This window comes from Rhizobium sp. NPDC092011 (assembly GCF_044756305.1).
Lineage (GTDB): Bacteria > Pseudomonadota > Alphaproteobacteria > Rhizobiales > Rhizobiaceae > Rhizobium.
In genome coordinates, this window is record NZ_JBIVSO010000012.1 from 90,795 (window position 1) to 104,225 (window position 13,431).

Annotated in this window: 10 protein-coding genes; 6 read left to right on the plus strand and 4 right to left on the minus strand. The window is 57.9% G+C overall.

The genetic code is table 11. The annotated features are described in order from the left end of the window. Positions 1-55: 55 nt before the first annotated feature. From ACIQJ2_RS30720 to ACIQJ2_RS30730, 3 genes are all read left to right on the plus strand, one after another. A complete protein-coding gene (locus ACIQJ2_RS30720; RefSeq protein WP_052227458.1) occupies positions 56-1,450 on the plus strand; it encodes a class II 3-deoxy-7-phosphoheptulonate synthase in 1,395 nt (464 codons plus the stop codon). Then, positions 1,447-3,102: an electron transfer flavoprotein-ubiquinone oxidoreductase gene (locus ACIQJ2_RS30725; RefSeq protein ID WP_047627442.1), complete on the plus strand. Its 1,656-nt coding sequence runs from the start codon at positions 1,447-1,449 to the stop codon at positions 3,100-3,102. Before ACIQJ2_RS30720 ends, ACIQJ2_RS30725 begins: the two co-directional genes overlap by 4 nt. A 96-nt stretch (positions 3,103-3,198) precedes the next feature. After that, positions 3,199-4,401, plus strand: a complete 1,203-nt coding sequence (locus tag ACIQJ2_RS30730; protein ID WP_245432217.1) for a folylpolyglutamate synthase/dihydrofolate synthase family protein — start codon at positions 3,199-3,201, stop codon at positions 4,399-4,401. On the opposite strand, the gene ACIQJ2_RS30735 is transcribed toward ACIQJ2_RS30730, so the two are convergent. From ACIQJ2_RS30735 to ACIQJ2_RS30750, 4 genes are all read right to left on the minus strand, one after another. Beyond that, entirely contained in the window at positions 4,386-5,054 is a 669-nt protein-coding gene (locus ACIQJ2_RS30735) for a dimethylsulfonioproprionate lyase family protein (RefSeq protein WP_052227459.1), read from the minus strand. The two genes, ACIQJ2_RS30730 and ACIQJ2_RS30735, sit on opposite strands and share 16 nt — an antisense overlap. 35 nt (positions 5,055-5,089) lie before the next feature. Further along, positions 5,090-6,022, minus strand: a complete 933-nt coding sequence (locus ACIQJ2_RS30740) for an electron transfer flavoprotein subunit alpha/FixB family protein (RefSeq protein WP_047627446.1) — start codon at positions 6,020-6,022, stop codon at positions 5,090-5,092. Between the two features lie 21 nt (positions 6,023-6,043). Continuing rightward, on the minus strand, positions 6,044-6,793 hold the full coding sequence (locus ACIQJ2_RS30745; protein ID WP_047627447.1) for an electron transfer flavoprotein subunit beta/FixA family protein: 750 nt from the start codon (positions 6,791-6,793) through the stop codon (positions 6,044-6,046). Between the two features lie 118 nt (positions 6,794-6,911). Further along, a complete protein-coding gene (locus ACIQJ2_RS30750) occupies positions 6,912-7,973 on the minus strand; it encodes a GlxA family transcriptional regulator (RefSeq protein ID WP_183079352.1) in 1,062 nt (353 codons plus the stop codon). A gap of 257 nt (positions 7,974-8,230) precedes the next feature. Here ACIQJ2_RS30750 and ACIQJ2_RS30755 point away from each other — a divergent pair, with 257 nt between their 5' ends. From ACIQJ2_RS30755 to ACIQJ2_RS30765, 3 genes are all read left to right on the plus strand, one after another. Further along, positions 8,231-9,445 carry an alpha/beta fold hydrolase gene (locus tag ACIQJ2_RS30755; protein WP_183079353.1) on the plus strand — a complete coding sequence of 405 codons (1,215 nt, stop codon included), beginning with the start codon at positions 8,231-8,233 and terminating at the stop codon, positions 9,443-9,445. A 173-nt stretch (positions 9,446-9,618) separates the two neighbouring features. Then, positions 9,619-10,878, plus strand: a complete 1,260-nt coding sequence (locus ACIQJ2_RS30760) for a glycerate kinase (RefSeq protein ID WP_047627452.1) — start codon at positions 9,619-9,621, stop codon at positions 10,876-10,878. A gap of 316 nt (positions 10,879-11,194) precedes the next feature. After that, positions 11,195-13,153, plus strand: coding sequence for a DNA cytosine methyltransferase (locus ACIQJ2_RS30765; RefSeq protein WP_047627453.1), 1,959 nt, complete (start codon positions 11,195-11,197; stop codon positions 13,151-13,153). The last annotated feature ends 278 nt before the right edge of the window (positions 13,154-13,431 follow it).

A 13,431-nucleotide genomic window follows, 5' to 3' on the forward strand; every position in this document is an offset into this window, starting at 1 on the left:
TGACCAGACGGATGCGTCGCCTCGTAAGGCGGCGCATCTTGGGAGGGAATGGAACATGTCGACTTGGACACCTGCAACATGGCGCGGCTTACCTGCAAAGCAGATACCCGACTATCCGGACGTCGAAAGCCTTGCTGCCGTCGAGAACCGCATCGCCGGTTATCCGCCGCTAGTTTTCGCCGGGGAAGTTCGTCAGCTCAGGCAGCGGCTTGCTACGGTTTGCAAAGGTGAGGCCTTTCTTCTCCAGGGTGGAGACTGCGCCGAAAGCTTCGACGATCATGGCGCCAACACGATCCGCGATTTCTTCCGCGTCTTCCTGCAGATGGCGTCTATCGTCACCTTCGGGGCCTCAAAGCCAGTGGTAAAGGTGGGCCGCATCGCGGGCCAGTTCGCAAAGCCTCGTTCCTCCACGAGCGAACGCCGCCAAGGTATTGAACTGCCCGTTTACAGGGGCGACATTGTCAACGGATACGATTTCACACTGGAGCAGCGAACGCCGGATCCAGAAAGACAGGAAGCAGCTTACAGGCAGTCCGCCGCAAGCCTTAACCTTTTGCGTGCCTTTGCGTCCGGTGGCTTCGCAAACTATGAAAACATCCACAAATGGACGTTGGAGTTTGTAGCCGGAACACCGGCCAGCGAACGCTTCGCAAGCCTTGCCCACCGTGTATCGGAAGCATTGGGATTCATGGCAGCGTGCGGTATCGACGCGGAGAATGCCACCGCTCTCCGCAGTACAGAATTCTACACCTCGCACGAGGCCCTGCTCCTGGGGTACGAGCAGTCGCTGACAAGGACAGACTCCACTTCGGGCAACTGGTACGCGACCTCCGGTCATATGCTTTGGATCGGAGACCGAACACGACAGCTCGACCATGCACATGTCGAGTTTTGTCGGGGAGTTCAAAATCCGATCGGGTTGAAGTGCGGCCCCTCGATCAGCGCCGACGAACTGATCCGTCTCCTCGACATACTGAATCCGCTGAACGAGCCCGGCCGTATCGTCCTCATCGCCAGAATGGGCACGGACCGCATCGAGGATCGACTGCCCGAGCTCGTAAAACATGTACGGCGCGAAGGCCGTGAGGTCGTTTGGTCCTGTGATCCGATGCACGGTAACACCATCGAGGCCGGCGGCTACAAGACACGCGCGTTCGACCGCGTCGTGGGCGAGATCGGATCCTTTTTCGATATTCACGAGGCCGAAGGAACATATCCTGGCGGCGTTCACATCGAAATGACGAGCCGCGACGTCACCGAGTGCCTTGGCGGAGCGCACGCGCTTTCACACGAGGATTTGCCGCTTATGTATGAAACCAAATGCGATCCGCGCCTCAATGCAAGCCAGTCCGTCGAACTCGCGTTCATGCTGTCGGAAAGACTGTCAGACTTCAAACGGTCCGTGCGCACGCAGCATATGACGAAACACGTTAATGGAACAACACGATGACTGATGTGCCCGAACGCGAAAGCATGGAATTCGACGTAGTGATCGTCGGCGGCGGTCCTGCCGGCCTTTCGGCGGCGATCAGGCTGAAGCAGGTCAATCCGGATCTCTCCGTCGTCGTCCTGGAAAAGGGTGCCGAAGTCGGCGCGCATATCCTCTCGGGCGCGGTCGTCGACCCCATCGGTATCGATCGCCTGCTGCCCGATTGGCGCGAGGAGGCAGATCACCCTTTCAAGACCGAGGTGAAAGACGACCACTTCCTGCTGCTTGGCCCCGCCGGCTCGATCCGCCTTCCGAATTTTGCCATGCCGCCGCTGATGAACAACCACGGCAACTACATCGTCTCGCTCGGCAACGTCTGTCGCTGGCTGGCGGGCCACGCGGAAGCCTTGGGCGTCGAGATCTATCCAGGCTTCGCCGCCACCGAAGTGCTCTACAACGTCGAGGGCGCCGTCATCGGTGTCGCCACCGGCGACATGGGCGTCGAGAAGAACGGCGAGCCCGGCCCCAACTTCACCCGCGGCATGGAACTGCTAGGCAAGTATGTGCTGATCGGCGAAGGCGTGCGCGGCTCGCTGGCCAAGCAATTAATCGGGAAGTTTGGTCTTTCCAAGGGGCGCCAGCCGCAAAAGTTCGGCATCGGCATCAAGGAGCTCTGGCAGGTCAAGCCGGAGAACCACAAACAGGGTCTCGTCCAGCACTCCTTCGGCTGGCCGCTCGGCATGAAGACCGGCGGCGGCTCGTTCCTGTATCATCTGGAAGACAATCTCGTCGCAGTCGGCTTCGTGGTTCACCTGAACTACAAGAACCCCTACCTTTCTCCGTTCGAGGAGTTCCAGCGCTTCAAGACTCACCCCGCTATTCGCCGCACCTTCGAGGGCGGCAAGCGGCTGTCCTACGGCGCTCGCGCCATCACCGAAGGCGGTTACCAATCGGTGCCGAAACTGACCTTCCCAGGCGGCGCGCTGATCGGCTGCTCCGCCGGCTTCGTCAACGTCCCCCGCATCAAGGGCAGCCACAATGCGGTGCTGTCAGGGATGATGGCGGCGGATCGGATCGCGGCAGCGATTGCCGCAGGTCGCGCCAATGACGAAGTGGTCGAGATCGAGAACGACTGGCGTTCGAGCGACATCGGCAAGGACCTGAAGCGGGTCCGCAACGTCAAGCCGCTGTGGTCGAAGTTCGGCACGGCTGTTGGCGTGGCGCTCGGCGGTCTCGACATGTGGACCAACCAGCTCTTCGGCTTCTCCTTCTTCGGCACGCTCGGCCACGACAAGACCGACGCCCAGTCGCTGGAGCCGGCTTCCAAGCATAAGGAGATCGATTATCCGAAGCCCGACGGCGTGCTGACCTTCGACCGTCTCTCCTCGGTGTTCCTGTCGAACACCAACCACGAGGAGAACGAGCCGGTGCATCTGAAGGTCAAGGATATAGGGCTGCAGGAATACTCAGAGCTAGGAGTTTATGCCGGCCCGTCGACGCGGTTTTGTCCGGCAGGCGTCTACGAGTGGGTGGAAAAGGATGGACGGGAGACCTACGTCATCAACGCCCAGAACTGCGTCCACTGCAAGACCTGCGATATCAAGGATCCCAATCAGAACATCAACTGGGTGCCGCCGCAGGGTGGCGAGGGGCCGGTTTATCCGAACATGTAAGACGGTGAACTTGCGATGTCATCTCCACTACCGCTGGCTTTGGCCCTGCAAAGGATGGACGAGCTCACGAACTGGGAACAGCGGCCACGTGGAGACATGCGCGTTGGCCTTTCCGCAATAGAGGATCTGGCGGATCGCCTCGGCAATCCGCATCGCGGCTACCCGATCGTCCACGTGACCGGCACAAAAGGAAAGGGGTCGACCTGCGCGCTGATCGAGGCGGGGCTTCTCCGAGCGGGTCTTTCCGTAGGTCGATATGGCTCGCCTCATGTCCATCGGGTCAACGAGCGAATTTCCTTGAACGGGGCGACCATCGACAACACCACGCTAGGTGTCGCGTTGAACGCAGCGCTTCGTGCCCACTCCGCCGCGGTCGAAGACGGAACGCTAGGTCGGCATGCTACGTGGTTTGACCTCATGACCATTGCTGCATACCTCACATTTGCACAGTCTTGTATCGACGTCGCCGTAGTTGAGACTGGGCTTGGTGGAAGGCTGGACTCTACCAACATCGCGCGCGCTGACGTCGCCGTCATCACGAACGTGCACCTTGAACACACGGAAGTTCTGGGCAATACGAGGTCAGCTATCGCATTTGAAAAAGCCGGCATCATAAAGCCGGCCTCAGTCGTGGTCACGACGCTGGCCAGCGATGACGAAGCGGGGAGCATAGTACATGCTCGAGCCCATTCGCTTGGCTGCAGGCTCTTTTTAGCAGAAGTAGACGCTGGGCAAACAATCGCGGACAGGAACAGATCCGTGGCATGCACGACACTTGACGCCCTTGGAAGCGCCCTTCCCCGCCTTTCCGTCGGAGGCTGGCTTATCGACAAAGACACAGCAAACTCAGTAAGGCTGCCGGGGCGGCTGGAAGCCTTTACCGAACGTTTCCGCGCACGAGACCGGCTAACGTCGGTGCCTGTAATCGTCGATGGTGCCCACGTGCCATTCAACCTGGCTGCCGTTCTGCAAGACCTGCAGGTTCGACCGGAATGCAGCACCCGGCCCGTCGTCGTTATCTCAATCGCGTCTGACAAGGATGCAGACGGTCTGTTGGCAACCCTTGCGGTCATTTGTCCCACATTGGTTGTGGGAACAATTGTCAACAGAAGCTCGCGCCCACTATCTGACCTCCAAGGCATTTGCGCTGAACTGAATATCAGCTTCGTTGCCCAAGAAAACCCTCAGGCCGCGTATCAGAAAGCAGTCGAGGCTGCGGCAGAATTGAACTCATGGGTCTTGGTGACAGGCTCGCTGCATCTGGCTGGAGCTCTCCAGTCGCCCTATCGCTCCAACTGACACCAGACAGCGAGGAAAGGCTTTGCGGTGCATCTGATCGCGAGGCCGCGTCCCGCATCGTTGAAAGCCATCGAGCCGATACCCATGCGCGTCCAGTGCCCTTCTCCGATCCGAAATTCTCCGTCTGACAAGGCAAGAAACGTTCTGGCGCGCGATTGCGTGTGGTCCGGGAAGCGGGTGTAAGGCGCCATCAGCATGATACCGATCCTTACGTCGCCTCTTTCCTCCATTCCACCAGGACCGACAAGGATTGCCTGCGCATTCGCGTGCTCGAAGTTCACACTGGCGAAAAGGCCGGTTTTGCACGGATACCAGTCCACTTTGGAAGAGATATGCCGGAGAGATTCGGCTAGGCCCTTGAACCGAGTACCAAGTTCGGAAAGTTCAGATAATGCCTGCGCAAAAGGTTCGGTCAGGGAAGTTGCGATAGCCGCCGACGCCGCCCTCGATCTACCTGGCTTGGAGAGATTATGGACGACTTTTGCGGCGGTGAATTTCGCCATCATCGTACTCTCGCTCGCCAACATGATGTTGTAAATGCAGTCGAGCGCTTCCTGCAGGCACGGCGGACGGCCCCTAAGGCCGCCCGCCTGGGCAGTTTCCTGGCTCGGCGCTATCGTGTCAGCGACCAAGAGGTCGGCGTTACTTCTCACTGACCATCCTCCCGCTGCCGACACCATAGCGCTCCCTAGATCGCTTTTTGGAACTCGGGAAGTACCTCGAAAAGATCCGCCACAAGGCCGTAGTCGGCAACCTGGAAAATCGGTGCATCTTCGTCTTTGTTGATAGCGACGATGACCTTTGAGTCCTTCATGCCTGCGAGATGCTGGATCGCACCCGAAATGCCACACGCGATGTACAGGTCCGGTGCAACGACCTTTCCGGTTTGGCCAACCTGCCAATCGTTCGGAGCATAACCGGCATCGACAGCGGCACGCGAGGCGCCGACAGCGGCCCCGAGCTTGTCGGCGACCGGTAGGATCACCTCCTGGAACTTATCCGAGGAGCCAAGGGCGCGGCCACCTGAGACGATGATCTTCGCCGAGGTCAGTTCTGGACGATCCGAGGAAGAAATCGCTTCCGAGACAAAGGATGAAAGCTCGGAGGAAAGAGCTGCCGTCGAGATGGCCTCGACGGCAGCCGAGTTGCCCTGAGCGGGCTGGGGAAACGACGCCGTGCGTACGGTTATGACCTTTTTCGGATCGACGGACTGGACTGTCTGGATGGCATTTCCAGCATAAATCGGGCGCTTGAACGTGTCGGACGAAACAACCTCGATGATTTCCGAGATCTGCGGCACGTCGAGGAGGGCGGCGACGCGAGGCAGGACGCTCTTGCCGACAGAATTCGCTGCCGAAATAACGACGTCGTAGTTTGCGGCAAGCCCGACGATGAGGTCGGCGAGTGGCTCTGCCAGCTCGTTTGCCAGGCTTGGGCTTTCAGCGAAAAGGACCTTGTCGACGCCCGCGAACTTCGAAGCCTCGTCCGCCGCAGCGCGCGCGCCGTTTCCCGCTACAAGTACGTGGACGGGTCCGCCGATCTTCGTGGCTGCGACGAGCGCGCGAGCCGATTGGTCCGACATGGTGTTGTTGTCATGATCAGCAAGCAAGAGAATTGACATAAGAGATACTCCGATATCCGTTTAGAGAACGCGCGCTTCGGTCTTGAGCTTTTCGATCAGTTCCGCGACGGACTTGACCTTGACGCCGGCCTTGCGTCCAGCAGGCTCCTCGACCTTGAGCACCTTCAAACGCGCTTTGGTATCGACGCCGAAGTCGGCCGGCGTCTTCTTGTCCAACGGCTTCTTCTTCGCCTTCATGATGTTGGGAAGCGACGCATATCTCGGTTCGTTCAGCCGGAGATCTGAAGTGACGACGGCAGGCAGCTTGACCTTGATTGTCTGCAGGCCGCCATCAACCTCGCGGGTGACCATGGCGTAGTCGGCATTGATTTCAATTTTTGAAGCGAATGTCGCCTGGGCGCAGCCGAGCAATGCCGAAAGCATCTGACCCGTCTGGTTTGCGTCATCGTCGATCGCCTGCTTGCCGACAATGATCAGCCCCGGCTGCTCCTCAGCGACCACGCCCTTGAGGATTTTCGCGACTGCGAGCGGCTCCGTAACATCATCGGTTTCGATTAGGATCGCGCGGTCGGCGCCCATGGCCAGAGCCGTACGAAGAGTCTCCTCGGTCTTTGACGCTCCGATCGATACCACAACGACCTCAGAGGCCGTTCCAGCCTCACGCAGGCGCAGAGCCTCCTCAACCGATATTTCGTCGAAGGGATTCATCGCCATTTTTACATTGGCGAGATCGACGTCCGATCCGTCGGACTTCACCCGGATCTTCACGTTGAAATCCGCGACCCTTTTGACCGGAACCAATACCTTCATTGAAGCGCCTCTCCTTTGAACCACCACGCCGGCATCCTCATCACAACCGGGTGTTCGAATTGGTGTTTTACTACCTACAAACTCCGCAGATGTCAACGCAAACCCACACATAACCGCACTATAGTGTGGATATTCGAGCGTTTGTCACGCCTTGGTGTGGAAATTCGGCATATCCAAGCGACCTAAGCCTTGTCGCGCGAGGGTTCAGACCAAAGTGTTCGAAATAAGCTCTCGAAAAATGAGAGGACGAGATGAAGCCGCATTGGCTGGCGATCTCGCCAATCGGGATGTTCTTGCTCGACAGCAGATATCTCGAAAGCTCCAAACGCACGCTTTGATAATACCGAGCCGGGGTGCATTGGGCATGTGTTTGAAAGAGTCTCTCCAACTGGCGCCGGGAGATCCCGACGTTGAAGGCGATCTCCTTTAGCGTAAGCATCGGCAGAACGTGGGTCTCCATCAGCTTGATCGCTGCCACGACGGTTGGGTGCGACGCTGGATGCCTGCTTGCGAATGGTCTCGACTGCAATTCGCCACTTGGCCTCACACGCTCGACAATTGCAGCTTGGCAGAAATGAGCAGCTACGGCTTGACCGCCAGCAGATCCCACCAAGTGGGCCATCATATCCACAACGGCAGAACCACCTGCGCAGGTGGCAACATCTTGATTTTCCACGAACAGCTCCCATCTCGCAGGGACCGCCGCGCCGAACTCGGCGAGAAACTCCGATGCGTGGCCCCAATGAAGGGCGGCCTCAGTGACCAGACCGGCACGGGCGAGTTCGAACACGCCCCGTTCAATACCGACAATTCTCGCGCCTAAAGTCCGTTCCTTATTGAGAAAACGCCCGAGCAGTTTGGAAGTCTGGGGACTGACGCTTGAGGAAATGACATAGACACTTTCGAAAAAATTCCCCCGTCCTTCGCCGGACCTATGCAAAAAAGTAGAGTCCGCGGCGATTTTCACGCCCGCGTCGCTGACTACATCGGCCGAGTTCAGCGACATGACCCACCACCCGTATGCCGGCTCGGAGGAGCATTGGTTTGCGATCCTCAATGCCTCGAGGACAGCGGTGAAGGAAAACAGGTTGAATCCATCGGCGACAATGATGCACGCGCGGTGACGAGGTCGCACGGAATCATATACCAAAGGGCTATCAAGTTTTGGCGCATGTTGCATGGTTCGCAGTCCAAACTTCCGTTGAGCCATGAATTTGCCAAATGGCACATAAAGCCACATATAGCCACAGTTATATTGCACAAAATGTGGTTCTTATAGTGTCGTAAAAGTTCGAAACGCGATAAGCGAAGGTGTTGTGGCCTCGGCAGTGTGATCCGTCCGGACCCGAATGGAGATGGGACAGGTAGTTGCGGGAGATTGAATCCACCAGAGTTTGGCGCAATCACATGACCCGTAGGAAACGGGAAGGAGCTAAGATGTTGTCGCACGCACAAGCCACCGTGCGTAGCTCGGATTCAAACATAAAAAAGGGGATCGAGTTCATGAGAATGCTTCGAAAGACTGCAGCAATGCTGGCAGTTCTAACCGCACTCACGATCGCGACAGGCGCTGAGGCGAAGAGTTCCTGTGACGACATAGATAATCGATGCAAGCAGCCGCTCTCTACCGGCATCACAATGTCGTACATGGAGTTCGGGCCGAAAAGCGGTACGCCCGTCATTTTGATACATGGCCTGACGGATAGTGTTCGCTCATGGTCGACGACGATTCCCTTTCTCCTCCGATTTGACCGTAAGCTGCATATCTTTGCTGTCGATCTGCGCGGTCACGGCGGCAGCACGATGCCGCCGCGTAGGCTCTGCGCGACCGAGCCTGAATCGTGCTTTGAAGTGAAAGATTTCGCAGACGACGTAACCGCGTTCATGAAAGCGAAAAAAATCAACAGCACTTTCTTGGTAGGTCACTCGCTCGGCACCTTCGTCACTCAGGAAATCGCGCTCGACAGTCCTTCGATGGTCCGAGGCGCCGTTCTCGTTGCGACAGCCGCGAAGGCCACCGACAATGCTGTGCTGCGCGACTACGTGCTCAATGAGCCGGTAGAGGGAAGTTGGAAGAAGGCCCTTGAAGCAAGGGGTAAGAGATACCCTATCGACTTCTATGACGAAATTCCAGCGAGCGCCGATAAGGACGTGGAGAAGTGGTTGGCCGCGAACTGGGATGTCGATCCACTAGCTCCTGATAGCTTCTTGCGGCCCTATCTTCCCGAGACAGCCCATGTGCGACTCGGTACCTGGATCGGCGCCACCATGGCCCTGCTTGCAACTGATCATACTGAGCGCTTGAAAAAGCTGTCCGTTCCGACGTTCGTGATTTGGGGTTCTCAGGACAACATTTTCCCTGCTTCAGACCAAGAGCAGGTGAGGCAGCTTCTCACAGAAGCGGCCAAGCGTAGGGGCGGCCAAAACTTCTGGAAGCAGTATGGAATGATCCCCCTGCCTGCGTCAGGCGCGCAGGAGAGCGATGTCGGACATAATGTGCAATGGGGAGCACCCGAGGCGGTAGCAAAGGATATCGTTTCCTTTATCGAGACCGGAAAACCTCTGGATGCAAGGCCGGCAGCGAAGAAGACCTCGGACGGCTTCACGATTGTGGAGGTTAAAACTCCTGAGGGCTTTGTGGGCCTGAAGTAGTCGACGAAGGGCGATGCGGCGGTGGTTGCCTTCGCATCGCCGCGTGCCGGAGCGACAGACTACCACGTTTTCATTGGCGAGCCAGCACGGCCTTGGCCGCCAGCCACATCGAGCAATGCAAGTCCGGCATGCGAGCTCAACCCCATGCGGCACTTACCTAGGGAATACACGATATGGATTTTGAAGCACGGAGCTTCTTAACCTCCCTTTTCAAGGCGGCTGTAACGGCTGCCGACCCACTGAACGGTGTTGTGCGGCATCTTCCGGAAAGGCCGAAAGGCAAGACGGTGGTCGTCGGCGCGGGCAAAGGCGCGGCTCAGATGGCGCGCGCACTGGAGAGCATTTGGGACGGCCCACTGGAAGGCGTCGTCGTCACCAGATATGGCTATGGCTGTGAGACCAGACATGTGGAAGTCATCGAAGCTTCGCATCCAGTACCAGACTCTGCGGGGCTCGCCGCGTCGAAGCGCCTGATCGAGACGGTCAAGGATCTATCCGCCGATGACCTCGTCATCGCTCTCATCTGTGGCGGCGGCTCCGCTCTGCTCCCATCTCCGCCTCAAGGTCTGTCGCTTGAGGACGAAATTTCTTTGAACGAGACACTGCTGTCTTCGGGCGCGCCCATCTCCGCGATGAATGTCGTGCGTAAACATCTGTCAACTATCAAGGGCGGCCGCCTGGCGACGGCGACTAAAGCGCGCGTCGTGAGCCTCATAGTCTCTGACATTCCGGGCGACAATCCCGCCCATGTTGCATCGGGCCCTACTGTGCCGGATTACTCAACCCGACACGATGCTCTTGAGATCATTGCCCGATACGGCCTCACATTGCCGCTGGCGGCAATCGACCACCTAAACTCGGCGGCAGCCGACGCGCCGCGGCCCGACGATCCTGCGGTCGTACGCAACAGTCACCACGTTATCGCCTCGGCCGGCGTTTCTCTCGAGGCTGCCGCGCAACTCGCTAGAGCGAACGGCATAGAGGCGGCGATCCTGTCGGATGCCGTAGAGGGGGAAGCTCGCGAGGTGGCACTCGTGCACGCAGCCATCGCCAAGGAGATCCTTGCCCGCAATCGGCCGTTTTCCAAACCTGTTGTGATCCTCTCCGGTGGCGAGACGACGGTCACCATTCGAAAAATGGGCGGCAAAGGTGGGCGAAATGGCGAGTTCGCGTTGGCGGCGGCGATTGCGCTCGACGGGTACGATTTTCACCTCATCGCCGCCGACACCGATGGCATCGACGGCTCGGAGGCCAACGCCGGCGCCTTTGCCGATGGCACGACCGTCAAGCGACTGCGTTTGACGGCGCTGGACGCGCGACGCATTCTTGATGCCAACGACAGTTTCACGGCCTTCAACGCCATTGGCGACTTATTCGAAACAGGTCCGACCGGGACGAATGTCAACGATTTTAGGGCGATCTTGTTGAGCTGAGCCGAGATCAGCGTCGCGAAATACTGTGCTCTATCATCTTGCCGGCACACCATGAGGTAGTGCGGCTTTCGAAAAAGCTCGTTGAGCCTTGTGACCATCTCCGCCCGAACACTCACCACCCGACCCCGTTCGTCTGAGCCTCCACACACCGCCACCTTCCGCGCCGTATTAGCGATCACTTGTTTGATCGGTTGAATTTGTTTGAACGGGGGATCATCGCTGGCACGTCTCGACTCAAGTTTTAGCAATTGCCTTGCAGATCTGGAAAGCTGTGGTGCGATATGTGCGTATCAAACTGACACAACGGAATGGCGCGATGCACGAGACGGCTGCAGCTCTCAGCAAAACGAGATCAGAGATCATCAAGCTCCGCAAGGCAATGGTCGACAAGGCATTGGAACTCGCGACGAAGATCTCTGAACTTGAGAGCCAGATCGCCCCTGCTGATGCACGGGAATTCCTCGTCGCCCGATGCAATTTATCGCGATCAGAAATTGCCTTTTACGGAAAAGTGACGAGAAGGCTTGCGCCATACACCGATGTGCTCAGGAACAACGGTGTCTCCTACGACATGATCAGGAGCTTGGCTTCAGCGCGCGAAAGCGTGCGAGGCCGCGCACTGGCATCGATCGCCTCCGGTGCACGTTTCGACCTGTCCGACTTTCGCGTACTGCGAAAGCGGATCGCGGACGACGCAATGTCCGCGCGCGAAATTTCGGTCTCGATGCGCAAACGCATGATGCACGCTTTTGCAAAGCGACACGCGAAGACCGTGATTGCTGAATTCGAAACCGGTGCAACAGACCTGATGCACGAAATAGCTGGCTTGAACCCGTCGACTGTAGACGGCTCACCTTCCAGTTCGGCTGCCTCCATCGCCGACAAAGCTCAAAAGCTAATGCCGAAGTTTGAAGCAGCCTTCGGATCATCGCACGCCCGCCACGGCGACGCCGAATGGCGATCGCTCAAGCCCGCAGCCCGCGAGGTCGCGACAACCCATCGCGCATTGGGCAACCTCGCATCGGCGGCCGAAGGATCGCCACGGTCGCAGAAAATCCGGTCGCACATGCTTTCCACGCTCGCGACTGGCCCCCTTGGGACCTTGGCCCGATTTACCGGAAACGACCACTTCATGTCAGGGATTTTGCCGCCGCCCAGGCAACCGCTGACGAAGCTGCCGACAAAGCGCCTTCGGACCCTGGAACTGTGCGCGGGGGCCGGAGGTATGGCGATTGGGTTGGAAGCCGCCGGCTTTGAACACGTAGCCCTTATCGAGTTTGATAAAAACGCAGCGGCTACAATGAGACGCAATCGTCCTAACTGGCCCGTTGTCGAAAAGGATCTAACGACGATCGACTTCACCCAATATGCCGGCCAGATTGACCTCGTTTGCGGAGGTCTACCATGTCAACCCTACTCCGAAGAAGGCGAAGGCAAGGGACATGCGGACGAGAGAGATCTACTGCTTGAGGGCGCCCGCGCCGTACGTGAGATCCAGCCCAAAGCATTTCTCTTTGAAAATGTCCGTGGTGCTCTTTTCGCAAAACATTCCGACCAGATAGCGCGCTTTCTGAAGGAGTTGAACGAAGCGGGATACGATGTCCAGATCGTCGAAGTAAACACGCAAGACTACGGGATCGCGCAGAACCGCCCTCGTATTTTGTTCATTGGACTTCGGACGCGCGACCGCCGCCACTTTGAAATGCCTAGCCGGTTCCCAGAGCGCCGTGCCAATGTCGGCGAGACTCTTTACGATCTGATGTCCGCCAATGGTTGGAGCGAAGCGAAAAATTGGGCCGAATATTGCCGAACCGCCACCTTTGAACTCGACGACGGCGCCGTCGTCCAAGGTGCGCAGGCGTTCACACTTCTTGGCAGAAAGGGTAAAGCGCGAAAATTGGAGGCACTCCGCTGGAAGCGCAGTGGTCTCGATCCGTCCGGCGTTCCTGACGCGGCCCCGACCGATGAGCTCGCCCGCAGAAATGGACCGGACTTTGTGCCGGGCTTGACGATCCGCATGAGGGCAGTTCTCCAAAACTTCCCGACCGAATTCGAGTTTGTCGGCGGAAAAGAATCGGTCGCAAAGCAGATTGGCAATGCTGTCGCTCCCAGGATGGCACAGGCATTCGGACTGGCTCTGTATTCCGCGCTGGAACATGTCGAATTTGATATCGAAGCCATGCTGTGGCCTGAGGACGTCCGCCGAAAACGTCCGATTATCGACCCACCACCATTGGAACCCTCTGTCGCGCTTCGAGAGGAAGTGGAAGCCTGACGATGTATTTGCTGATCGTGATCAGGCCTATCTGACCTCCCAAAGACTCGATGGGGTCGGCTCTGTTTGAATGAACCGAACCGGCGATGGATCGACATCTGTCGAGGGTTGTGCTGCTGCACCGCATGTTGTGTTTCCGCCACTCGTCGCGCCTCCATTTCGATTTAATCGAGGATGGCGCGCCGATTTCAACTTCACAACAGGTTTAATCCGCTCGCGCCCTATAGGCAGCCGCTCGGGCGGACATGCGTGTTATATGATTCCTATATTCGCAATTT

What these genes read in the sequence shown, in the direction of transcription:
- ACIQJ2_RS30720 (WP_052227458.1), top strand. Translation starts at nt 56, where the DNA reads ATGTCGACTTGGACACCTGCAACATGGCGCGGCTTACCTGCAAAGCAG.
- ACIQJ2_RS30725 (WP_047627442.1), top strand. Translation starts at nt 1,447, where the DNA reads ATGACTGATGTGCCCGAACGCGAAAGCATGGAATTCGACGTAGTGATC.
- ACIQJ2_RS30730 (WP_245432217.1), top strand. Translation starts at nt 3,199, where the DNA reads ATGCGCGTTGGCCTTTCCGCAATAGAGGATCTGGCGGATCGCCTCGGC.
- ACIQJ2_RS30740 (WP_047627446.1), bottom strand. Translation starts at nt 6,022, where the DNA reads ATGTCAATTCTCTTGCTTGCTGATCATGACAACAACACCATGTCGGAC.
- ACIQJ2_RS30745 (WP_047627447.1), bottom strand. Translation starts at nt 6,793, where the DNA reads ATGAAGGTATTGGTTCCGGTCAAAAGGGTCGCGGATTTCAACGTGAAG.
- ACIQJ2_RS30750 (WP_183079352.1), bottom strand. Translation starts at nt 7,973, where the DNA reads ATGCAACATGCGCCAAAACTTGATAGCCCTTTGGTATATGATTCCGTG.
- ACIQJ2_RS30755 (WP_183079353.1), top strand. Translation starts at nt 8,231, where the DNA reads ATGTTGTCGCACGCACAAGCCACCGTGCGTAGCTCGGATTCAAACATA.
- ACIQJ2_RS30760 (WP_047627452.1), top strand. Translation starts at nt 9,619, where the DNA reads ATGGATTTTGAAGCACGGAGCTTCTTAACCTCCCTTTTCAAGGCGGCT.
- ACIQJ2_RS30765 (WP_047627453.1), top strand. Translation starts at nt 11,195, where the DNA reads ATGCACGAGACGGCTGCAGCTCTCAGCAAAACGAGATCAGAGATCATC.